Genomic DNA, 23,945 nt, shown 5'->3' with positions numbered 1-23,945 from the left:
TCGACCCCTTTCATTCAAGCGTTATTATGCAAGGTCAATACGGCGCGCTGGGGCGCGTTCAGAACGTGCGGCGAAACGCTGACGTGATCAAAGTAATTACGGTGCTCAGGCTTACTGGTTGACAAGTAACTGAAGCGACGGTAGTGGCTGTTGCCATTTTCGTCACGCAGCAACACGACCAGCGATGGTGTCAACCACCGCTTTACCCAATCCAGGAGAGTGAGCCTGTAAACATCTTCCCGGCGCAAGTTCACCAGCACCAATGACCCAGAGGCATACCACCGTCGATCAACTGGCAGCGCGTCCAACTCAAGATCTTTGCGAATGGATTCCATGACAGTATCAAACTCTACAGTCTCAGGGTAAGGTTCAAGAGAGTCATGGAAAATCAGCCCTGTGTAGCTGAACATCCGGTCATGCTGGCTGGGCCCTTCCCACGTGATCATCGAAATGTTCGGTGTTGTAAGCGGTGACACCCGATTTCCTTCCATACCCAGCACTTCACAGGATACGAATTTGGCGTGCGTGTAGCGGAACGTCCAGTAATCAATGGTCGTCAGGAAGAAATCGAAATCATCTTGCTCATTATCGCCGCCCCCGCCATCGACCCGTTGGCGCGTGAAACTGTAGTCGTTCTCGAGCACCTGCAACTGCGCCGCCGACACTTCGATCCTCGCGTTATGCACGGTGGTGTCGGTGGAATAATGCATCTGTTTGGAATCGGCCTGGAAACCCGCATAGAATTGCCGGGTCTGCCCAGCGCCCGCTCGGCAGTGCAAGTACAGGTAAACAATGCTTTCGCGGTTAGTGACTGCACGCCGGGGCGCGGCAGCCGCCGCGCGCCCGTTCGCCAGGTGAAAGCGATTGGGTCGGGTACTGACCGCCCAGAGTTCAGGATCGCCCAGTTCGATGCCTTCGCGTTCCAGGGCAAGCGTGCTCACGCGCTCAGGCGTGCGTTCGTGGTAAAGCCCCAGCGTTGCCAATTCGGTCACGCTCAAGGGATAGTCCTTACCATTGACCTGAGCTGTCTCGACATAGACTTCCAGTTCCAGCTGCTGGAAGCCATTGTTGAATTGGCGGCCCTGGCGGTTGCCATCCTGGCCGCTCATGACCCTGACCGTGAACTGATTCAGCTCTTTCCAACTGCCTTCCATTTCCAGGTCGCTATGCTGCACAACGCTATGGCCGCTGGCGAACACCACGCCATTACTCACCACCTCACACGTCACCACGCTGGTGCCACTGTGCTGGCCACGGCTGGAGAAGGCGCCAGTCTGGTCAACTTCGCCCTCCCCTGATAACACACGCCAGCGGCGGTCGGCGCCTGGCATGAACTGCACGGGCTCACTCAGTTGCGCAGTTTGCCCATGTTGTACATTCGCCACATGGGCTGGGTACAGGCTCAAAAGCGGCTGGCTATTGACCATCACCAATGCCGCATCGCGAGCTTGTCCGGCGTGCGCCTGCACCTGTTGTACGACCAGTGGCCGTACGCCAGGCCCGCGGTCGGGTACGAACAGCGCACGGTGCTGGTCCTGGTCGGACAACTCACCGTGAAACGGTTCGAGCAACGACCACTGCACCCCTTGTGCATCCTTCTGCCAGCCAGCCAAAGGAATCACCTTCTGTTGGTCTGGCCAGTAACTCGCAGCGTTGGGAAACGTCGCTAGCGACTCGAAACTCACTTGCAGGCGAGCGGAGGCGACGAAGACCTCGCCCGGCTTTGTGCCATCGAGCTCGGCGGTCACCACCACGGTCAGGCTCTGGTAGCCAATGTCCTGGGGGCTGGGCGCACTGTAGCGCCCCTTTGAGTCGATCTGCCCATGCCCTTGCGGCAAGTGGCTGTGCAGGCTTACTGCATGCCAACGGCTAGCGCTTACGGCCCTGCCCTGGCCGTCATGCAAGGTAAAACTCAGCGCCTCGCCCGCCTTGATAACCGCTTCGGCGGGCTCCACCGAATAGGTGGTAACCAGCGGGTCGATATTGCCCAGCACCAGCATGTCGAAGGGCTCATGGCGCTCGGCCTCCACGAAGGCATAGGTGCCAGGAAACAACAGGCTATTGAGTATTTCCAGTTGTTGACCGTCTGCATACCTGGTCAACGAACGGTCCAACAGCAAACTGGCTGAGTAGTTACCATCGGGGATCAGGTAAGGGTAACTGCTGTCGGGGTAGTAACCGTCGGCACTGTTGGCACTCACACGAATGAACACCAGTACCGCGCCATCGCCCTGATTGACAGCCTGACTCAACTTGGCGCCCGGCGCTGCCTGGGTGCGGATGATGAAACGCCGTGGGCTCAGTGGGTGATAGCCTTGAAGATCAACAATCCCCAGATCGAACTGGGTCATGCGTGCAGGCAGGCCATGAAACCAGGTTTCAAGCGCTGTCACCAGTTGCTGGTTGAGCAAGGGCTGATCTTGCAGCAAGCTGCAGCGCAGGCTGCTGCCATGGGCGAGGTCCAGGCTAACCCGGCCATGGCGATCGACCTCGCCTGTGACCAGCATCAGGTCCAGGTCAATCTCCAGGGTATAGCCCATGGCCTCGGTCACGTTGAACGTGTTGATCAAGGCGCCATCGCTCAGCTGCACGGTGGTGCAGCGCCCTGCGATCAGGTTCATGATCAAACGCGCCCGCGAATTGGTCAAAGAAGCGTTGATGAACGACAGTCGCGGTGCACCGAACTCCAGTCCCTCCAGCTCGATGACCGCCGCACGCGCGCCGGTGAACGCCAACTCATCGTTGAAGGGCGGCAGAAAGCTCAGTGTATCCAAGCGCTGCTGATACTGTTGCATCAGCAAGCGGTTAAGCCTGGACCGGCTATAGGCCGCCACTGCACCCCAGCCCAAGGTCGCGGAACCTTTACCCAGCCGCTCAAGCATTTGTCTTTTTGAATAGGCCATGATCTATCCTCGTGGATCTATGTCTGAGTGCGTTGTGGTTTCGGACCCGACCCATACCGCGTCCGGCCAACGCTCATCGAGCACCACGATCAGGTGCCCTTCCAAAAGACCGAAGGGGGAGTCCAGGTCGGCGAACACCAGCAGGAAACGCTCACCATCGTTCGAGCCTGGCTCATAACGGCCACGCTGCACGAAATGGCCCGGTCCGAGGGCCACGCGCCAATTCACGTCGGCCATGGGCTGCCCATTGAACATCGCAGTGAACTGCCGACGCCCGGCAGCCAGTGGCGTACACGTCAGGGTGAGGCTCGATGGTTTTTGCCGGACCAGCACATGCAGTGAGCGCTCCTGCCCGCTGGTCACGTCGCGCACTTGTACCTCGTCCAGCACATAGTGCAGGTCCGCGACCTGGGCACCGGCGATGTAGGTGCGCTTGAACGGCGCCCCTTCCACGACGTCCAAGGTACCGCTGCCTGGACGCGGGTTGATGATTTGCCACTCAAGCTGCTCGCCGGTGGTCCCGGCCGACAACTCCACCTGATCTTCCGACCAACACACCTGGATCAACGGATTGACGGTCAGTGCGTGAGGCAACACGGTGATCAAGCCAACCTGCTGTATTGCGGTGGAGGGTTGAGTGACGGTTATCCTTATCTTCACCCCATTCTCGTCAATCGCATGCCGTGGCGGCGCCGTGTAGACACCGGTGGTCGGGTCGATTCTGCCGGGCTCGCCCCGCTCGCCCGGCAAGACTGCAACGCTCCAACGCACACCGACCTGTGGGGGATAGACGCGAAACACATGGGATGCACCTGCCGCCAAGTGGACATTCTCGTCGATCAAGCGAAAAGCGTCGGCGCCTTGTGCCTTGACGAAGGCCGCCAGTCCATGGGGGTACTCGGCGTGCTCCACGAACAACGACGTGCCCCCGGGCAGCAAGGCGGTTGCCAACAACTGCTCTGGAACATAGGCCGTCAGGTTGCGTGAAAGCCCTTCGAGTATGGCCTGCTTGAGGACCAACCCAGCGGCGTGTTCGATTTGCGCCACCTCAGCTGCCGGCAAGGTAGGCATGCCCGATACTGGGGTGACTTCGCCGATAACACCCAAGGGCCAGTGGAAATAGCCCAGCAATAGCCCACCGGCGTCCTCGGCCGGGGTCGCCAGGCACAGGTCGAAGCGGTGCGACATGGTGAACGCAAAGGTTACTGCCAGCACTTGCGGATACTGCGAGTCATGCCGGGTATAGGAGCACTTCAGCGCGAACTGCGAACGCCACGTCATCTGCACCCCATCGTCGTCGAACAACGCGCCCAAGGGCTCGATTCCGCCCGCCGCCGGCACTTCGAATGCTTCGCAGTTGAACATGAAATCACGTGTGCGCACCTGCCTACGAGCCCCGCGCAGCACACCTGAGGTCGCCCGCATCTCAGTCAATACCTGGCCCGCGTGGGTATAGCTGAACGCGGCAGCATCGAACATCCCAGTCAAGCCATTGGCGTAGGCCGCCCGGTGCAGGACGCGCCTGGACAGCAACACGCAGGCATTGGCTGGCACATCGCCGGGCAGGTCGTCGGGCAGCAGGAACGGAAAATTCGACCGGTCGCTAGGTAAGCTGCCGGTCGGCCCTTGTTCAAGCGATGCGAACAGCACCACTGCCAGCTGGCCATCGGCCTTGCTGTCATGGGTACGCAGAGCAAGCTGGCGCACACCCAGGAAGCGGTTGCCAGGCACACTGGGGAAGTCGAACAGCGTACTGACACGCTTGCTCTCGGGCAGGGCATTGAACAATGCGCGGATGAACGCTGTGCTCTCCTCACTGCCTGCCACCTGATCGCTCAATGCGAAGTGCACCTGCTCGATCTGAGCCAAGTCCACACTCAGGCGTGGGCCGTCGCTGGCAACAGGCAAGCGATACTGCAGGGCCAAGGCATCCAAGGCATCGTGGGCACTGAGCGCAGTCACTTCGCCACGCTCCGTAGCTACCAGCAACCCCCCTTCCATGGCGACTGCCTGGGTCAGGCGCGGCGTCTGCCAGGACGCCTGGCCAGGCACCAGGCTTGCAGGGCCCAGCCAGTACCCGAACAAGTGGTAGGTCAGTTTGGTATTGGCGATCTGCAGAGTCCCAGTCAGGTCATCAATGGCCGTGTGAGTCAACCACCGCTGCACATGGTGGGCCTGCAGCAGACTATTCAGTTGGCCGGCCGAAAAAGCAGTGATGAAGTCCCACCCAGAGAGGTTCGGGTTATCACGCATCCAGGCCAGCAATGCGCCTAATGAATTACCAGACATGAGCGTCTCCTGATTCGGTACGTTAAGTGCAAGCGTTCGCCCAAGCGACCTGTCAACCCGCCACGCCCGTCACCTCGGCGCACAGCGTTCGATAGGCTTGATCGTGATCGAACAAGGGCAAGGCAAGGACGATGACGTTGGTGAAGACCCCAAAGGGTGGAAACTCGAAGCGCCCCTCGACGATCGCGAAACGCTCGGCGCTCGCCGGGTCGGCGTGGTAGAGGTTCTGCTCCATGCGACCTGGGCCGGCCAACACCGTCCAATCCGCCTCGAGATCGCTGGCGTTGAGCTGCAACTGCAACTGGGCCGTACCCTTCGCCAGATCCATGGCTTGCAACACCACCGAAGCGCCACTTCTACTGCGCGTCACGATGCATATCTGACGCGTCTGACCGGTCTCTTTGTCGCACACCTCGATACGTTCAATCAGGTGCTCGGATGTAGAGCTGTCGGGCCTGGCGAAGTAGGTGTTGTGGCTAGCGGTGGTGCTGGCCAAGCGGCCTTCAGGCGTGTCGCCCAGGATCCGCCACTCCAGGTCAGCGCCGCTGGCGCCCGCTGCGCTCAACGGCACTCGGTCCTCGGCGTCACACAACTCAACCAATGGGCTGACGCTCAGCACATTGGTCACCACCGTTATCAAGGCAGAGGCGGCAAACCCTGTCTGCGGATCGGTAGCCGTCACTTTCACGCGGATGAAATCGCCGTCGATTGCGCTGACTGGGGGAGCTTGGAAGAGGCCGTCGATCACCGTACCTGGGCTTGAAGACTGTCCCCAGACAAGTTCTGCGCACCAATTGAGCCCCGGGGTCAATGGCGTAACGGTCAGTGGTTGGGTAGCCCTAGCGGAAATGATCGGCTCCAGGGGCGAGAGCTCGAAGGTAGTTAGGCGGGGTGCGATGCTGCCGAAGCAGGCTATGTCTTTAGGCATTACTACATCGTCCGCTATGATCGCACCGCCGAATTTCGTGCGTAGCGTCTCGCGGGCCGTCTGCTCGACCAGCATATCAGCTTGTAAATTGCGCTGGATTGGGCGTATGACTAACTGGACCAGGCTAGTCAGGGGATCTCGAACGGCTAGGTATGTCACAATTAACATTTCAAGAAAGATCAGTTTCAGCACCAGGTCCCGATTTATCGCTGAAGTGGCGAGCGAGGCCGGGATTTCCGTCCCCTCTTCCGGCGGCTGCGGCTCGGCGGGTCTCGTTAGGCTGAAGTCCAGTAATTCCATCACACCGCTTTCATTCATCTGATAAACAGCCGCTAATTCGGAGGGGTAAGTTACCGGCATATCACCGAACTGGCGGAAGTCATCTTCGTCAAGAAAACCCAGGTCATCTCGTAAACTCAACACTTCGGTGAAGCCGACCGGGTTCAAGACAAACTTAAACTCCATACGCTCACCGATGAAGGAAATACTGAAGTTGTCCTTTAGCACGATTGGGTCGATGGTCAGGCCCCAGTGCACCTCGTAGTTGATACGCTGACCCTCAATCGCAAAAAACGAGGCCCCGTATCGGCTAAACTCCTTCCGCTCGAACGATATGTGCCCCGAAATGGCCCTGACCGACTCCATTTGACCCTGCTCATCGTGTGTCACGGCAAAGACCGAATCGTCACTCAACAGAGGCCGCAGCGCCTGCAGCAAGGTCGCCACCATCAAGCGCTGCTTGTCGAACAACACCGTTGCCGAGTAATTCCCCTCACTCGGGATCAGGTACTTGAAGTCGGACTCATTACCCGGCAGGTTGCCTTCGTGGGAGCCGTGCATACGAACGAATGCCAGTACTGCACCGTCGCCCTGTTCGCCAACCTCGGCGGTGGGCGCAGACTGAGTGCGCAGGCGAAAAGACGCGGGTTCAAGCAGCGGCTCCGACCCTGGTATAATTTGCCCTAATTGCCAAACACGTTGAGCCGGTTCAAGGGCTTGAAACTTTCGCTTGAAGAAATCCGCACTCAATTGCTGGATCTGATTGTGATCAGGAAACGACAACTGGAAGTCATCGCTGCGCTGCAAATCCAGGAACACTGCGCCATCCTCGGCGACATTGCCAGGCACGTCGTTCAAGTCCAACTCAAGACTAAGTTGCGGCCCCACCAAAGGATCGACCCAGTCGATGCGGTAGATGTACCAGTCGCCCCGCCGCTCCAGATTGACCTGATTGCCACCGATCACCGTCATGCGCAAGCGTGCCTTGGAACTGTTCAAATCGGCATTTTCGAATGACAGCCTGGGTCGGTCGAGGATGAAGTTCTGTAAATACACCTTGTAGTTGCCAACCAATGAGGCATCGCCATTAATGGGCGGCAGCATGCCGTTGCCACCGAAGCGGGAGATGTATTCCTGGCTCAGCAGCTGGTTGAGCTTGGCGCGATCCATGACTGCGATGCTGCCCCAGCCTGACAGTCGGTGCTTGACGCGCATCCATTGGACAATGGCGGCCTTCGAGTTGCTCATGGTTGACGCCTCCGCTAATTACACTGGATCAAGCGATCAGTTGGGGTTCCAAGTGAGGAAAAGACTTGTAACTTTCGCCGTCATCGAAGCTGACCTGCACGCTGACGCGCAGTACCCTGTTCAGCTCAAGGCGCTGCAAAAAGACGTTGGGCAGTTCGGCTGTCACATGGCCTTGGTAATATTCCTCGTCGCTGACTGGCTGCGCGTTACGCATCACATGATCCAGCTCGCCCCCCCCGACCTTGGCTACGCCAGCGGCTCTGATGGTCAAGCGCTGCCCTGGCGCCATGAACGGCCACGCATCAAGGCTGAAATGGGCGTCGTCGCCCTGGAGCGCCGATAGGGACAACTTGCCGTCGATCAGTTCATCGCGGTGACCCTGGATCACAGGAAAACGCCTAGTGGCGTAGTCGGCCACTTTCAGGTCGAACGCTGACGATTCATAAGGTGCCTGGTCCGGCAAGTGCAGGCTGTAATACACGTTCAGGCGTTTGCCCAGGTTGGCGGGAATCGCCGCTGCCGGTATATGAAACAGCCGTGGGTCCGCAGGGTCGGCTTGCTTGACGATGACCTTGCCGGTGCTGGCGTGCCCGTCCCAGTGCATCCAGATATCACCGTCATTGGTTTCGGCAGCCAGTGGGACCCTGACCCTGGCGCCCCAGCGAACCTGCTCTGGCGTCACCGTCCCCTGGTTGGCTTCATCTCCGCTCTCCGGTATGACAGTGTCGATCAGTGGCCAAGGCAGGTAGAGCGGCCTGCGCACCATGACCTCAAGCACCTGCGAGTGCCAGGCCGCACCCAAGCGGGCCACCTGATAACTTACCCGAAGCGGCTTTCCGATCAGCTCGTCACTGTACCAACTGCCCTCAACCCGCACTTGAAGCTGGCGGCTGACAACCGTACTGACGTCGGCCCGAAAGCCCCTCAAGCTCAAGTCTGGCCCCTCCAGGTACACCACCAGCTGGTCACCCAGCTGCAGGTCGGCATAGTCGTCGATAAGCAGGGTGAAGCCGCCAATCAATGCCCTCGGGTCCAGGTCGCTGCTGCCGTCATGACCTTCGATCAACGGCTTGGGTAACAGCGGGCTGAGCGGCGGCCCCGACTCTACGATGTCGACTCGCTGAACTGGCGACTCACTGTCACCCCCCGAGGCGTATCGAATGCGGTAGGACAGCTCGGCATGGTCGCCGCCGAATAAGTGCACGACCTCCTGGAGCGGCAAGGTCATGCCTACGACCATGCCAATATCCCGTTCGGTCACCGAGTGAGACTGGCTGTAGGGGGATTGTGGGTCGCCAGCGAAATACGGCACCCATTCAAAGATCAGCGTATCGCCCACCGTCATCGCTTGGTAGGGCGGCACGGCCACGGTCAGGTCCTGGCTGATCAGTTCCAGGTCGATGACCAAGTCATGGGCTTCACGCAGTTGGGCCACTGCCAGGGTTTGCTCTTCAACCGCCGGACGGTCGATGCTGAAGAACACCCGCAATGATTCATTATCGGGACGGGCGTCAACCCCAGGATGGTAGGAATAAAACACATACCCACCCGAGAGCCGCTGGAGACGATCGTTATCGATGGAGAATCGTACCCCTTGCGGCTCGATGGACACGATCCGGAACGTCTGGATCATGTCCAACACTTCGCCGTCCGCCGCGCATCCGCGCCAGTGAGGGGTGACCCAGTCACCGACTTTGAGCGCCGGATCGGTCAGGAAGGTTTCCAGCAGCTCGCCGCCCAAGCTACTCAGCTCCAGGTTGTCGCCGGTGCCCAGTAACGGCACGCTGGGCCGGTCAGGTCGTAGCGTCATGCATTCCCCCACTAGCGCCCGAAGCGCTGAATTGGTCATGTCCTGGCTGTTTTATACGTCCGGCATTGCGCTGGGCGAAACTGGTAGAAATGACAGGTGACGCCCCTCCCCCCCGGCGCCTAGGCTCTGTCCAAGCGAGTGTCTGAACGCCGGATCAGCCGTCCTGCCAGGGGCAACAGGGAGCGAAAATCGTCATGAGCGTTACATCATCCGTTCACTCTAATGCCCTGAATTTCATGAGCTTCATCCAAGGGGGGGTTGACCCACGTACGGGGCAGTACAGCCTGAAGATCGAGCTGCCCGAGCTGGGCGGCAACAACCTGCTTGGCCCAGAATTCAGGCCAACCTTGCAATATTCGCCGCTCAACGTGACCGACTCCGGGCTGGGCATGGGCTGGACGCTGGAGCTGTCGCAGTACACCCCGCACAACCAGGTGCTTTCGCTAAGCACCGGAGAAAGCCTGAAGATCACCGACCGCACCGCCCGCCCAATGCAGCTCGAAGAGCAGCGGATCGACAACTTTCATGTCTACCCCGAGGGGGACGATGGGTTGCGGGTGGTGCACCGCTCCGGCCTGGTGGAGATCCTCACCGAACAAGGCACCCAGCAGGCCTCCATCTACTTGCCGGTGGCACAGTATTCGCCGCTCGGCCACCGTCTGACGTTCAACTATCAGCGTTTTTCCGGGCAACACCCTTTGTTGGAAAGCATTCAGGATGGCGATGGCCGCATGCTGCTGCGCGTGCTGCGTGATCCGACGGGTTACCAGGTCGAACTGCAATTGCAGCCACTGTCCGGCAGCGACGGCAAGGCGCTTGCCAGTTACGTGATTAACCTGGAAGCCGACGACCGCCGGGTAAAGGAGATTGTCATCCCCAGTGACGATCAGGCCCGCTGGACGTTCGGCTATCAAGAGGTGCTTGCCCACCTGTGCATGACCAGCGTGACTCAGCCTACCGGGGCTACTGAACGCCTGTCCTACCTCGATGGAGGGCATCAATTCCCTACCGGTAGCGGTCGCCAGCCGTTGCCCCGCGTTACCCGTCACGTTATCGAGCCGCACTTCGACCAGCCCGCTGCAGACATTCACTACCGCTATCCGACCCCGCGCAACTTCCTCGGCGGCGGTAGCGATATGAGCTGGAGCGACGATGGCCGTGACAACCTTTATCAACGCCTGGACGATTACGACTACAGCTCGGTTGAAATACTCATGGAAGGCGAGAGAGAAGTTCGCCGTATCGAGCGCACCTATAACCGCTTTCACTTGCTCACCCATGAAACGACGCTTCAGGGCGACTGTCTGCAACGGCTGGTCACTGCCTACGGGATGGTCGAAGGTACGTCATTCAAGAGCCAGCCACCGACGTGCCAGTTGCCCGTCAGTGAAGAGCGATTCTGGCAGATGACCAGCGGCGAGCGCCCATGGCGTAGCGAACAGACCGCCACCCAGTACGACAATCACGGCAATGTGCTCATCCATACCTATGCCGATGGCACGGAGCAGAGCAATGAATGGTACTCAGCGGCAGAGCAGGACGGCCACCCGGCTGATCCTGAAGGGTTCGTGCGTCACCTCAAGGCACAAACCCTGCGCCCTTCACCCAAGGGTCAACCGGGAGCAGCCACCCTTACCCGAACCTATCGTTACACGACGCTGCCCGTGTTGGCTGCGTCTGACACCTCGGCAGTATTGCAGCACCCACACCATGTCGTGAGCAGTGAAACCCTGATCGATCAGGCCAGCGCTCAGACGCCTCTTGCGCACCTGCGTAACCAGTGGGTCAATGCCCCGCGTGATCGGGCACTGCACGGTCGCCAATACCTGAAGATCGAGAACCTGCAAGGGCTGGAAACGGTTACCGAGTACCACTATAGCCTCGAGCGCAGTGCAGGCACCGACGAGCCTGTGCTGAACGTTCAGCAGCTGCGTATCGGTTACGACGGCACGCAGGCCATCACCACCGTGCAATATGGCTTGCGCCATGGGCAGGTGATGCAGCAGCGTGACAGCGATGGTCTCGAAACCCGCTACGTCTACGATCGCCTGCAAAGAGTGGTGAAGGAGACCGTGGCTGCCGGGCTGCCGACAGAGGCCTCACGCCATTACCACTACACACTGACGCCGATCAGTGGCGAATCGGCCAGCCAGACGTTCACCGACGAGCACGGCGTTTGCACCAAGACCCTGCTCGATGGCCTGGGCAGGGTGCGCGGCGAGGAACGTGACCATGTGGATGAGGCCATGGCGCCACGGCTATACCCGACGCTCGCAGTAACCTACGACAACCAAGGCCGGCCAGTGACCGAAACCTACATCGACTGGTTGGAGGGCCTGCGCAGCCTGAACCTGCCCCAGCACTACGCCTACGACGACTGGGGTCAACGTTGCTGTACAACCGGGCCAGATGGCGTGCAGCAGCATGAACACCAGGACCCGCTGGGCAACGCCCAGCACCGCGGTCTGATCGTTTATCGCTGGCGCCAGGCCGGCAGTGGGCCCACGGCAATGATCAGCAGCCGCAGCGAGACCTGGATGAACCGCTTCGAAAAACCGGATGTGATCCTGCGCCAGGATGCCGAAGGCTTGACCTTGGCCACACGCAGTTTCACGTACGACGGGCTAGGACGCCTGGTGAGCGAAACCGATGAGCGTAGGCACACCACCAGGTTTACCTACGACATTTTCAACCGGCCCCTGCACCGCATTTTGCCCGACAGCACCTGCGTGGAAACCCGCTATGCGCAGCACTCCACTGCGCAGTTGCCCATCGGCCTCACCGTCAAGCCTGGCAACATCAGACTGCCGGCCGTCCAAGTTGGCGCACAGTCCTTCGACGGCCTTGACCGACTGCAGGGCAGTACCACCGGCTGGCGCAGCGAGCGCTACCACTATGAGGGCAGTGAATCGCGTGCGCGGCGCAAACGCAACGCTGCCGGGCAGAGCATCGACTACGCCTATGACCTGAGCTTGACCACATACCCAATCACAAGCAGCAGCGCGGAGGAAAACGCAGTCTTCGACTATGACCCCATCGGGGCACGACTGACACGCGCCAGCGGTGCCCACGGCTGTTGCGACTACCAATACAACGCCCATGGCCACTTGCTCGAAGAACACTTGCAAGTCAGTGGCCATGCGCCTTTGAAAACTGAGCACCATCCCTCGTTGCAGGGTCGCCCGCAACGCACCGTCGAAGCCAGCGGCCTGGAAACGCTCTATCACTTTCACGACAACGGCCTGCCTCGGGGAATGCAGCAGCACAAGCTCGACGTGAACCTGCAGTATGACTCACTGGCGCGGCTTGAAAAGATCACCAGCAACGACTCGGACAACGGGACCACGGTGGTCACGGTCGTCGAATTTGACGACCAGGACCGCGAGATCAAACGATCCTGGCAACAGAGCGGCCACCCTGAGCGCATCCAGACACAACTGTGGGATCTCGATGGCCTGCTCAAGGAACGTCACCTCTACCAGGGGGCCATTACCCTGCTGAAGGAAACATTCACCTACACCGCCCTTGGCCAATTACTCAACCACCACTGTGCAGGTATCGAACTGCCCCGCGATAGCCAGGGCCGGGCGATCACGCAGCAAACCTTCAGCTACAACAACTACGAAAGCCTCAGCATGGTCACCAGCCAGTTCGCCGATGGATCTGCCCGTGAGCGTGCGCAGTACGTTTATGCCGACGATGACCCTTGCCAGTTGCGCAGCATTGTTTACACCCCTGCACGCAGCAGCCCCCATCCGACCTTCAAGTACGACCGCAACGGCAACATGGTGCTTGACCAGTACGGTTGTACATTGCGCTATGACAGCCAGAACCGTCTGCAGTCGCTTGTGCGGGCCGCCGGCACTGGCCAATACCGGTACGACGCCCATAACCGCCTGCTTGGCAGCACCGACGGCAGTGGGGCCGACAGCGTGCTGGTGTACCAGAACCACCGTTTGACGCTGGCGGTCCGCGGAGCCTTGCGCACTCAATACCTGGATCTGGATGATCAACCCGTCGGCCAACAAACCCTCGATGACGCTAGCCAGACGCTGCTGCTTCACGCGGCGGATAACGCCAGTGTGGTTGCTGAAGGCCAGCACGGTTCGCTACGCAGCATGCGCTACAGCGCCTATGGCGAACGCTACAGCGACACACCGGTGAGCAGCGCCATGGGCTTTAACGGCGAAGCCCTCGACCCACTGAGTGGCCGTTACCTGCTGGGCAGCGGCTACCGCGCCTACGACCCTGAGTTGCGCTGCTTCCTCAGCCCCGATTCGCTCAGCCCATTCGGGGTTGGCGGCCTCAACTGCTACGCCTACGCCCGAGGCAACCCCATCGCGTTCCGTGACCCGACCGGGCATGAAGCGATTGGCTTCAGTGGTCGCCTGCGGCGCCCCGATGAAGACATCACGCCGCAAAGCCAGCCAGAAGAGATCAAGCAGGGAGACGGGGGCTGGCTGAAATGGTTGTGGGTAGGCATTGCCGTTGTCATGACCGCTGTAGCGATTGTGACGTTCGGTAAAGCAACGTTGGCGGCGGTGGCCGCTTGGAAAGGAGCTGCGACCGCTTTAACGGCCACGGCGGTAACGGCCGCCAAAACGGCGGCGGCGTTGGCCATCGGTAAGGCGGTGGCTGCGGGTGTATCAGCCGCACTGGCTGTGGCCGGCACGGCAGCCCAGGTCCACGGCACGATCACGAATAACCAGACAAGCTTTGATGTGGCTCAGTGGCTCGGTATCGCGAGCGTCGTTGTCGGGCTCGCCAGTGCAGGGGCCTTTTATGCTGCGGGCAGGATGATGAGAAGCGCTACCGGCAGTGTGACAACGGGATCGAGGGCGTCGATCTTGGCCGACGATGCCGCTTCGGTTAATGACTGGAGGAGTAACTGGCTGCTCTCCTCACGTAACGAGCAAGGCCAATTACCGCCTAAACCCAATCCTCCTCCAGTGCCTCCAAGACCTGTCGAATTTGCTCAGAAGATAAAGGCGGGTGAACCCAGGATGTTTGCAAAACTAACGCGCACCTTCGGTTGGGTTAAGGCACGCAGGGGAAAACTCGAAATTCGAGCTGGATTAGGAGAATAAAACATGAACGAACAAACACCCCCCACCTCCAAACGCGTACTTGCCGAACAAACCCGCCAGGCCCAGCGCGAAGCCCGGCGCCGGCGCAACGCATCGCTGCTGGCAGAATTGGCGCCGTCCGTGCTGGGTATCGCCGATCCCAGCGACGGCACCCTGCTCAAGAGTGCCGTGGACAACGATCTTGAAGTGCGCATCCCCGCGTGGGTGAACTTGCCTGAAGATGGCGACACTGAAACCGTGTATCTGCAATTATCGACCACAAGCGATGCTGCCTCTGACTTTGGAGACGTAGGCCAGCCCCTGGAAGTGGTTGGCCCCGTCACCTCAGCCGATTTTCCGCTGGTAATGCATGTGCCCTTGGCCAGACTCGTCGAAGGCAGGCTATGGCTGCGTTACCGTATCGTGACCTTCAACGGCGGTCATGCAGTTTCGGCAGTGGTACCGCTGATCTGTGACCGCACCGCACCCCGCAACAGGGTCGATCCCGACGAGAAACTCGACGGCTTGACCGTCGGGCCAGCGTTTATTGACGACGAGTACCTTAAAAACAATCCGTCCGGCATCGTTGCCCAAGTGCCAGAGTATGACACCTACGCGCCTGGAGACACGTACAAGGTGTATTACTTCGAGAGCCCACCTGAAGAGCATGAGGATTACGAAAATCAGGTCGATGAGGGGCCTCTCGATGCGTCAATGCAAGTGGTTATTCCCAAGGACGTGGTAGAACGTGCCGGCGATGGCAAGTATTACCTTGCCTATTACCTGTATGACAAAGCGGGAAACAAGAGCCGAGGCTCGCTGATCACCAGCATCGACGTCGCCCTTGGCCCATTGCCGGCCAACCTGCAAGACCCTTTGGTGCACGCCGCCGACGACGGCGTTGTCGACCTCAAGGACGCCATTGACGGGGTATCGGTCGATATTCCGTATTACGACGGAGCCAAAGCCCACGACGCTATCGCAGTGACCTGGGGTAGCACGCCATTACCACCGGAAACCGTCGGTGCCAAAGCCTTTCCAATCCCTGTTCACGTGCCCAACCCAACCTTGCGCGCTGAATACGGCACAGCCTCAGATGAACTGGCCACCAACGTCAGCTACCAGATCATGCGCGGTGCCGTACCGTTTGGCCCCAAGGCCATCAGTGTGAACGTCGACTTCAGCGTGGTAGGCCCCGAGCGCCCCGACCCCGACCCCACTTGGCCCAGCCCGATCAACCCTAACCTGTTGGCACCCACGGTGCGAGGCGCACGTTCGGCAACGGATAACGTGATCGATCGCAGTGACGCCAATGAAGACGCCACACTGACCATCCCCTTTTACGACAATGCCGAGGACGGGCACGTGCTCGTTGTCTACTGGCATGGCAGGTGTGCAGGGACTCACACCGTGGACACGGCCCGTGATGCACGCGGCATCACCGTTCCTATCGATTGGGGCATCATCTTAGCGGAGGGTAACGACCCTGCGTTGCCGGTGCACTATACCCTGCGCGAATCGCAAGACGCCCTCAACGAGCAAATGTCGCAGACACAGTGGGTGGACGTGGATGCAGTTACCGTGATCCTGCCGCTTCCGCAGTTCCTGGGGGTTAGGGCCGGTTGGCTGAACTGTGATTCATTGCGCGATGTCGCGGGGGTACCGACCAACAACATGGTCCTGAAGGTGGAGATCCCGGACATGTCGGCCTACCTGAAGGCAGGCGACATAATCGAACTGGAGTGGGCACCGTTGATCGGCTCCAAAGATGAAGATGGCGACGACCCGGTACCCAATGCGGAGAAAACCGAACTCGTGGTGCTGGACGAGACGTCAGTCAAAGGCTTCATCTGGGAAATCAAGCCTTATGCCGACCACCTTCTGCCAACCTATGACGCCAACCTTAACGGGGGCCGTACGCGGGCACGGGTGCGCTACGTCAAAGCCGATGACCCTGATTTAGCCTCGGAATGGGCAGTGCATAAGTTAAGCCTGGCCGAAGGCAGCGACTCTTGCGCAATGCCGTAACCTTGAGCTCCCTACGCGGTAGCGCGGCACGGTGCTGCCGCGAAGGGAGCAATGTAGGATTTTGGTCAGAACAGAAAGGAAAATTCCTACATTAGATAGAGAAACATCACTTTTACAATTCACCCTAACGATGCGAGCTCAGTACAGGAAGTCGTAGCAGCCATCTGCAAACAGCCTCTTCACAGGGTGATCCAATGTCCAGTTTCCATGCTTTCAAACCCACACTTTTTACTGTAATGATCCGGGCCACCACCGCACTTCCATTAGTGATTATCGGTAACTCGGCGGTGGCCCAGACTAATGTAGAAGGTCGTACTGATATCCAGTTTGGTACGCCCTTGGATAATTACCGTGTATTCAGTGGTGCCACCCTGAACGCCACGGGCGCGAATCTGTTGTATGTCGATGCCGAGGCAAGCGCGCACGTGTTGCTCAACGATTCGGACGTCACCCCAGGGTCGTCCGCCGTCGCGCTGGCCCTGACTGGTGCGAACGCAACGCTCGAGCGCTCGACCGTTACCGCCAGCAGCCGTGCGCTCACTGGCAGCCAAGGTGCAAGCATCAGTGCCAACGACAGCGTTATTCGCGGTGGGTCACGTGGTGCCAGCCTCAACCAGAGCCACCTTGAGCTAAGGCGCAGCGAAGTGCATGCCAGCGACAACAATGGCGTTGCCGTGGAGCTGTTCGACGGCAGCGTGTCGGCCAGTGACAGCAGCCTGATCAGTGGCGGTCGCGATGGTATCCTGGTGCGTGATGGCTCAGGCCAGACCGACGCCAAGGCCACCATCGTGCTGGACAACAGCCGTGTCGAGGGCCTGGATGGGTCGGCCATCGCGGTCGGCCGTGGCGCCGGTCGCGCTGCTTCTGCGCAAATCGATGTGCTCAACGGCAGCACCCTCAGCGCCAGCAACGGCGTGTTGGTGAATGTGGCCGATGCTGCAACGGCGAGCCTGCGCGTGAGTGACAGCCAGCTGCTTGGCGATATCGTGGTTGCCGAAGGCGGCACTGCCAACGTGATGCTGGAGAACGCCGCAACCCTGACCGGCCGCCTGGAAAACGTAGCGCAGGTGGCCATCGACAGCGGCGCCGAGTGGGCCATGGTCGGCAATGCCGCCGTCGAGCAGCTGACCATGAACGGCGGCCGCGTAAGCTTCGGCAACATCGGTGAATTCCACACGCTGACCCTAGGCTCACTGTCGGGCAACGGCACATTCGTGATGGACGCCGACTTCGCCAGCGGCCAGCATGATTTCCTCGACATCACTGGCAATGCCACGGGCGATCATTCGCTGCTGGTTCGCAGCAGCGGGACCGATCTGCAAGCCGATGCCAGCCTGCACATGGTGCATGCAGACAGCGGCGATGCGCGCTTCTCACTGGAAGGCGGCCCGGTCGATGTCGGTACCTATTCCTATGATTTGGTCCCTAAAGGCAGCGGCAACGACTGGTACCTGGACAAGAGCACCCGCACCATCAGCCCCGGCACCCAGTCAGTGCTGGCCTTGTTCAACACAGCACCGACCATTTGGTATGGCGAAATGAGTACCTTGCGTGGCCGCATGGGCGAAGTGCGCCGCGATGCCGGGCAGGCTGGGGGCTGGGTGCGCACCTTCGGCAACAAGTACAACGTCGCCGGTGCCGAAGGCCTGGCTTACCAGCAAACCCAGCAAGGTCTGTCCTTCGGTGCCGACGCTCCTTTGCCGGTCGGCGACGGTAACTGGCTGGCCGGGATCACGGCCGGTTACAGCCAATCGGACCTGAGCCTGGCGCGCGGTACCCAAGCCAAGGTCGACAGCTACCATCTCGGTGTCTACAGCACTTGGCTGGAACCTGAGAGCGGGTACTACATCGATGCCGTAGCGCGACTCAATCAATTCAAGAACCAGTCCGATGTGCGCTTGAGCGATGGCACCAAGACCAAGGGCAGCTACGACAACCTCGGTGTCGGCGCAGCGTTGGAGATAGGCCGCCACATCAGCCTCGATGAAGGCTGGTTCGTTGAGCCCCATGCCCAATTGGCCGGCTTGATCGTGCAGGGCAAGGACTACACCCTGGACAATGGCATGCGCGCCGAAGGTGGGCGCACGCATTCCCTGCAAACCAAGCTCGGTGCCACCGTCGGGCGCAAACTGGAAGTGGGGGACGGGCGAATGATCCAGCCCTATGTAAGGGTTGCCGCCGTGCATGAGTTCGCCAATGACAACCACGTCAAGGTCAATGGTAACGGCTTCAACAACGACCTCTCTGGCTCTCGCGGGGAAGTGGGCACCGGCATCGCGGTAGCCTGGGCCGATAAATGGCGTGCTCATGCCGACTTCGAATACGCCCATGGCAGCAAGCTTGAACAGCCCTGGGGCGTGAACCTGGGGGTACGCTACAACTGGTGAGTTTACGAAGGGAGAGCCGTTGAGGTTCTCCTTTTTTTGCTTTGGCGCATCACGCGATCATGGAGAACAGGCTATGCCAACCTCAAAGCATTCGACCCAAAACACCTCGGCCGCGCTTGCAAACCGCTTCGAGCAGGTAGCGTTCTATGTACCGCCTGTCGTCCCCGACCTGCTGCCCAATGAGCCAGATTCCCTGCTCAATCTGTTGCCGTTCAAAGCCGTGTTCTTGCCATTGCGGGTCGAGTTCGCCCAGTGGGGCAATTCGGACCCTACCGAAGAAGACCCGGAAACACTAACCCTGTACTGGAACGGCCGTGAAGTCCGCACCCTGATCTGGACGGCACCGGTACAGCCCGATGAACTGTTCATCGAGGTGCCGGTGGGGTTTCTGAGCGAAGGCCAGCACCGGCTGCACTACCAGGTCAAGCTGTTCAACGGCATGCGCAGCGACTCAGAAGCCCTTGAGATCAACATCGACAAGACGCCCCCGTTGCTCGCCGATGACGATGAGCTGATTTTTCCGCCGGACGTGATAAGCAATGGCGTCACCGACCGCTACCTCAAAGAACACGGCGAACTGACGGCGCAAGTACCGCCCTATTTAGGCGCCGATGTGGGCGATACCGTGAGCTGGTACTGGAGTGACAGCCCCGTCGGCAAGCAACTGGTCGACCGCCTCACCCTGACCAAGGCCGAAGTGGGCATGCCCTTGCACGTCAAGATACCGGCCGACTTCATCTTACAGCTCAGCGACGGCCTGCGTTTTGCCCGTTATGAGGTCCAGGACCGCGCAGGCACCGCCCTTCAACGCTCGTTGGCCGTGGCGTTGCACGCGGCGGTCACGCCACCGCCCCGGCAGCTACCCCCACCGTTCGTGCGCCAGGCCAGTGGCTCCGATTATTTCAGCGATTTGCTGCCAGCTGATGCCGTGGCAGGAGCGACGTTGACGATACCGGCCAGCGCCTCACTCGAACCGGATGATCAAGTGACCGTATTCTGGGGCGAGCCAGGCGCCCCGGGTGCTTATCAGACCGACACACCGATAAGCCCAGGCTCAAGGGAGTACACCGTACCTGCCAAGTACATTGCCATGAACCTGAACAGCCGCATTCCCCTGCACTATCAGGTCAAGGCGTACGATGGCCAGCTTCACGACTCAGCGCCGCACCAGGTCAGCATTGGCCGCCTGCACGGGCTACCCCTGATACACAGCGACGCGATTCGGGACAACCAACTGAACCTGGCGAAACTGGGTGCCCAAGCGGCGTTTTCGCTACCTGGGTGGCAGTTCATGGACGCGGGGCAATTCATCACGGTATACATCGAAGGGGTCAAGCGCGGAGCGATCGACCAGAAAATCACGCTGCCGGTGGTCACCGACATGGCAGTGCCTGGTGCAGTGACGGAACTCGCGGTGGGGTCGGTTACCAAGAGCGCGCTGCAGGCGTTGGAAGTGGACTATCAGTTCTACGTACGGGTCAAGGTCAGCTTTGACGATAAACGCACGTGGGTTGAGTTTCCGATGATCACGCCAACGTTGATCGATCAACCCTGAGCTGGCGGGTGGCGCGAGCGCTGGTATTGTTATCCAGAAGCGATCAATCGCCTTCAGGGTGAGGTGAGCGTACCGCGGGATCTATCTCGCTCGATTGCCGTGGGCCACAAACGAAAAAAGACGCCGAAGCGTCTTTTTTGGTGATCTACACAAGCCCAAAGGACGCTGTAGATCTTTATGTGGAGCGGGAAACGAGACTCGAACTCGCGACCCCGACCTTGGCAAGGTCGTGCTCTACCAACTGAGCTATTCCCGCAAAGTGAAGCTTTACAACCCTTGGCGTGAAGCGCCGATACGACCTTCACCACCACTGCACCGCATAGACGCCACAGTATTCAAACTGGAGCGGGAAACGAGACTCGAACTCGCGACCCCGACCTTGGCAAGGTCGTGCTCTACCAACTGAGCTATTCCCGCAATGGCGTCCCCTAGGGGACTCGAACCCCTGTTACCGCCGTGAAAGGGCGGTGTCCTAGGCCACTAGACGAAGGGGACACACAACACTTTTCAGTGCACCAGTACATGAACCTCACGATCCAGACTGGATTTTCTTTTCCTGCCGCGCCGCGAGGCACTGCCGGAGAAACTGGAGCGGGAAACGAGACTCGAACTCGCGACCCCGACCTTGGCAAGGTCGTGCTCTACCAACTGAGCTATTCCCGCAATATGGCGTCCCCTAGGGGACTCGAACCCCTGTTACCGCCGTGAAAGGGCGGTGTCCTAGGCCACTAGACGAAGGGGACACGCTGCTGGCATTGCTGCCTGCTTTCACTCCCTGCTGCGTTCTGCTGTGTGCTTTACGCTGCAAGTGGCGCGCATTCTATGGAGGGATGGATAGGCCGTCAACCCTTTTGTAGAAATTTATTTAAATCAATGACTTCCCGCCCTGCCGCCCCAGCTTGCGCAGGCGCTAAACGAAGCCCGAGCTGAATTTCTGACGTCAGCGCAGCGTAAATGTGCCAGCATTCAGCCACTGGGCATGCGGCCGATAATGAACACAGGCTGTCAGGGTTTACGCAACCTCGCCCCTACACTCAATGATGCAATCCATTTCATGAGGCATTCACGGTGACACCACTTCTGATCACCCTGCTCGTCGTGGCGGGTATCGCACTGCTGATTCTGATTGGCTACCTCAATAACGTGGTCGAGAACGGCAAGCTCGAGCGCGCTCGATTGAAGATAGAACTGGCCGATCGCCTGCGTCGCTGTGGCGAAATCAGTGAAACCTTCCCCGGCCAGTACATGACCCCTGGGCTGAAATTGCTGCTGACCCGGCTGGAGCTGAACGTCAACCAGCGTCAGCTTGCCCTGGACAAGCACAATGCCGACATCAAGGCGCGCATCGCCGAAGTTGAAGCGCTGATCGCCAAAGGCGAGCAGATACCGGTCAACAACCCACCCAACCCGATCCTGACCGAAGCCAAGGCCAAGGACGTGCGGTTTCTGCTCGAAGCCTTGCACAACCAGATCACCCGCGCCGCGCAAGAAGGCTTTCTACCTGCTCTGGAAGCCAAGCACTGGCTCAAGGAAATCCGCCACATCCTGGTATTGCTGCACATCGAGTTCTTCAACAACCTCGGCCAACAGGCCTTGCAGAACGAGCAGCCCGGCCAGGCTCGCCTGGCGTTCGAACGGGGCGTGCAGTACCTGCGCAAGCAACCGGAGCCCAAGGTCTACGAAGAGCAGCTGACGTATCTTGAAAAACTGCTGGCGCGGGTGAATGCCCAAGTGCTGGATCAGCTGGCGCCGACCGAGGACGAAGATAACGAGCTGACCGAAGGCTTGAAAACCGACGACGAAGAGACCTGGAAGAAGAAGGCGATGTACGACTAAACCGGGTGCTCGTACCGGCGGCGCAGGCGCGCCGTCGATACGTGCTCAAGGGCGATCAGCAGTCAGTCAGTTCCAGAAAAATCGCCACCAGCTGCTCAAGCCCTGCCTGATCGGCTTCACTGAAACGCCCGATCGTGGGGCTGTCCAGATCCAGCACGCCCACCAGCCTGCCCGCCTTGATCAGTGGAATCACCAGCTCGCTGTTGGACGCGCTGTCGCAGGCAATGTGCCCGGCAAAGGCGTGCACGTCTTCTACCCGCTGGGTTTGGCGCGTGGCTGCTGCGGTGCCGCACACCCCTTTGCCAAAGGGAATGCGCACGCAGGCCACCTGGCCCTGGAACGGGCCGAGCACCAGCTGTTCATCGCGATTGATGTAAAACCCCGCCCAGTTCAGGTCTTCGATCTGGTGATAGACAAAAGCCGAGAATTGCGCGGCGTTGGCGGTGAAGTCACGCTCGTCGGCGAACAGCGCCTGTACTTGCGCCGCCAGCAAGGCGTAGCCGTCCAGGCCAGCACCACTGGCATTGAGATCGATCATCGGGTTTGCTCCAGCAATTGCAGCCCGACCCAATAGCGGGCGAACTGATAGGCACATCGGCCATTACGATTGCCGCGGCCGGTAGCCCAGCGCACGGCGAGTATGTCCAGGGCTTCGTCACGCTGCCAGCGCAGCCCGGCCGGGCGCGCGAGCTGGGCGATCCAGTGCTCGACCACATCGAGGAAGTGCTCCTGGCTGAACGGGTAGAAGGACAGCCACAACCCAAAGCGGTCGGACAAGGCGATCTTGTCTTCCACGGCCTCATTGGGGTGCAACTCGCCATCGACCATCTGCCAGTTTTCGTTGTCGCTCTGTTTTTCTGGTACCAGGTGGCGGCGGTTGGATGTGGCGTACAACAGGACGTTATCCGGGGCCTGCTCAAGCGAGCCATCGAGCACGCTCTTGAGTACCCGGTAGTCGCCCTCCCCCGCCTCGAACGACAGGTCGTCGCAGAACAGGATGAAGCGCTGCGGCAATTTCTGCAGTTGCTCCACCACCCGCGGCAGGTCGGCCAAATGGTCGCGCTCGATCTCGATCAAGCGCAGCCCCGCTGCGGCGTGCTCGGCCAGCAGCGCACGCACCAGCGAGGACTTGCCTGTGCCCCGCGAGCCCCACAGCAACGCGTGGTTGGCAGGCAGGCCACTGATGAACTGATGGGTGTTGCGGCCAAGCTGGTCACGCTGCTGGTCGACACCGATCAGGTCGCTCAGGCGGATATCCAGGCTGACCTCAAGCGGCATCAGGTAGCCACTGCGGCCATCGCGCTGCCACCGGGCAGCCAGGGTCGCGGACCAGTCTATCTCGGGACGCGCTGCCGGCAGCAGCGGCTCGAGACGGGCCAGCACCGTTTCGGCGCGGTCCAGAAAAGTAATCAAGCGGGCGTCCATGACGACTCCTACACAGTCGAATTCGGGTTGGCGGGTGGCCCGTTATCCTAGAACCGCCTCGTACAGTCACGACGGCACGTAGCACCGTACCATGGCGTACAAGGCGATTGAGCAATCAAACGGCCAGCCCAGGCGCTCAGCCTGATCAGGGCTGAAAATGTGCCAGACCCGCCAGCAGCCGCGATCGATCG

At 59.9% G+C, this 23,945-nt stretch carries 11 protein-coding genes and 5 tRNA genes; 5 read left to right on the top strand and 11 right to left on the bottom strand.

Features of this window, described 5'->3' with window-relative positions; genetic code table 11:
• Window positions 1-14: 14 nt before the first annotated feature.
• The 4 genes from CRP40_RS14610 to CRP40_RS14595 are packed head-to-tail and all read right to left on the bottom strand — an operon-like array spanning window position 15 to window position 9,457.
• Window positions 15-2,903, bottom strand: a complete 2,889-nt coding sequence (locus tag CRP40_RS14610; RefSeq protein ID WP_141400908.1) for a hypothetical protein — start codon at window positions 2,901-2,903, stop codon at window positions 15-17.
• Between the two features lie 3 nt (window positions 2,904-2,906).
• On the bottom strand, window positions 2,907-5,192 hold the full coding sequence (locus CRP40_RS14605; protein WP_027914337.1) for a hypothetical protein: 2,286 nt from the start codon (window positions 5,190-5,192) through the stop codon (window positions 2,907-2,909).
• Window positions 5,193-5,244: 52 nt separating this feature from the next.
• The gene (locus tag CRP40_RS14600; RefSeq protein ID WP_027914336.1) at window positions 5,245-7,647 is read right to left on the bottom strand and encodes a hypothetical protein; all 2,403 of its coding nucleotides are present in this window, start codon (window positions 7,645-7,647) and stop codon (window positions 5,245-5,247) included.
• 28 nt (window positions 7,648-7,675) lie between these two features.
• On the bottom strand, window positions 7,676-9,457 hold the full coding sequence (locus tag CRP40_RS14595; RefSeq protein ID WP_027914335.1) for a hypothetical protein: 1,782 nt from the start codon (window positions 9,455-9,457) through the stop codon (window positions 7,676-7,678).
• 194 nt (window positions 9,458-9,651) lie between these two features.
• Between CRP40_RS14595 and CRP40_RS14590 the strand changes: the two genes are divergently transcribed.
• The 4 genes from CRP40_RS14590 (at window position 9,652) to CRP40_RS14575 (ending at window position 20,493) form a co-directional block, all read left to right on the top strand.
• Entirely contained in the window at window positions 9,652-14,544 is a 4,893-nt protein-coding gene (locus tag CRP40_RS14590) for an RHS repeat-associated core domain-containing protein (protein WP_081728190.1), read from the top strand.
• A gap of 3 nt (window positions 14,545-14,547) precedes the next feature.
• Window positions 14,548-16,551 (top strand): hypothetical protein, encoded by a 2,004-nt coding sequence (locus tag CRP40_RS14585; protein ID WP_081728189.1) that lies wholly within the window; start codon window positions 14,548-14,550, stop codon window positions 16,549-16,551.
• 338 nt (window positions 16,552-16,889) lie between these two features.
• Window positions 16,890-18,938 carry an autotransporter outer membrane beta-barrel domain-containing protein gene (locus CRP40_RS14580; protein WP_239930215.1) on the top strand — a complete coding sequence of 683 codons (2,049 nt, stop codon included), beginning with the start codon at window positions 16,890-16,892 and terminating at the stop codon, window positions 18,936-18,938.
• 73 nt (window positions 18,939-19,011) lie between these two features.
• The gene (locus CRP40_RS14575) at window positions 19,012-20,493 is read left to right on the top strand and encodes a hypothetical protein (protein WP_050587307.1); all 1,482 of its coding nucleotides are present in this window, start codon (window positions 19,012-19,014) and stop codon (window positions 20,491-20,493) included.
• Between the two features lie 180 nt (window positions 20,494-20,673).
• Here CRP40_RS14575 and CRP40_RS14570 read toward each other — a convergent pair.
• The 5 genes from CRP40_RS14570 to CRP40_RS14550 all read right to left on the bottom strand — a co-directional run bounded on the left by CRP40_RS14570 (window position 20,674) and on the right by CRP40_RS14550 (window position 21,236).
• Window positions 20,674-20,749: transfer RNA gene (locus CRP40_RS14570), tRNA-Gly, on the bottom strand.
• Window positions 20,750-20,834: 85 nt separating this feature from the next.
• Window positions 20,835-20,910, bottom strand: a tRNA-Gly gene (locus CRP40_RS14565).
• Window positions 20,911-20,912: 2 nt separating this feature from the next.
• A tRNA-Glu gene (locus CRP40_RS14560) sits at window positions 20,913-20,988 on the bottom strand.
• Between the two features lie 92 nt (window positions 20,989-21,080).
• Window positions 21,081-21,156, bottom strand: a tRNA-Gly gene (locus CRP40_RS14555).
• Window positions 21,157-21,160: 4 nt separating this feature from the next.
• Window positions 21,161-21,236 (bottom strand) — tRNA-Glu (locus CRP40_RS14550).
• 325 nt (window positions 21,237-21,561) lie between these two features.
• On the opposite strand from CRP40_RS14550, the gene CRP40_RS14545 reads away from it, so the two are divergent.
• Entirely contained in the window at window positions 21,562-22,329 is a 768-nt protein-coding gene (locus CRP40_RS14545) for a hypothetical protein (RefSeq protein WP_027914333.1), read from the top strand.
• Between the two features lie 55 nt (window positions 22,330-22,384).
• Here the strand turns inward: CRP40_RS14545 and CRP40_RS14540 are convergent, their stop codons facing one another.
• Both CRP40_RS14540 and CRP40_RS14535 read right to left on the bottom strand, forming a co-directional pair.
• The gene (locus CRP40_RS14540; protein ID WP_027914332.1) at window positions 22,385-22,867 is read right to left on the bottom strand and encodes a GAF domain-containing protein; all 483 of its coding nucleotides are present in this window, start codon (window positions 22,865-22,867) and stop codon (window positions 22,385-22,387) included.
• Complete coding sequence (locus tag CRP40_RS14535) at window positions 22,864-23,754, bottom strand: ATP-binding protein (protein WP_027914331.1); 891 nt, start codon at window positions 23,752-23,754, stop codon at window positions 22,864-22,866. The genes CRP40_RS14540 and CRP40_RS14535 overlap by 4 nt, the downstream gene beginning before the upstream one ends.
• Window positions 23,755-23,945: the final 191 nt, after the last annotated feature.

The organism is Pseudomonas sp. URMO17WK12:I9 (assembly GCF_900230165.1).
GTDB lineage: Bacteria > Pseudomonadota > Gammaproteobacteria > Pseudomonadales > Pseudomonadaceae > Aquipseudomonas > Aquipseudomonas fulva.
This window is presented reverse-complemented; position numbering and strand designations above follow the sequence as displayed.